The sequence below is a fragment of the Clostridium sp. AM27-31LB genome (assembly GCF_003480745.1).
GTDB classification, from domain to species: Bacteria; Bacillota; Clostridia; order Lachnospirales; family Lachnospiraceae; genus Butyribacter; species Butyribacter intestini.
In genome coordinates this window covers 455-703 of the sequence record NZ_QUJS01000031.1, presented here as the reverse complement: position 1 = coordinate 703, position 249 = coordinate 455, and the positions used below count along the sequence as shown (strand labels likewise).

Here is a 249-nt window from a genome sequence, read left to right as displayed (position 1 = left end):
CATACTGATTTAAATTGTATTTTTTCATTGTTATTATATAAATCACTTTTCATTATATAATCATATTTATTATAAATATCTGTTATCTCATTTTTTATCATGGTAACTGCTTTACTATACTCTGTCTGTTTAATCCCTGCAAAGCTCAAAAATATCACAGGATATGTCCCCTGCAACTTCCTATACTCCTCGTCTTTCCAAATATCAAGTCCCTTAAACAGCTCTTTTCTGCCCTCATATTGATTTGAG

General features: G+C 29.7%; 1 protein-coding gene. It reads right to left on the bottom strand.

The features are described 5' to 3' along the window. On the bottom strand, nucleotides 1-249 hold a 249-nt coding region (locus DW721_RS16540; RefSeq protein WP_243036051.1), incomplete at both ends, for an AAA family ATPase.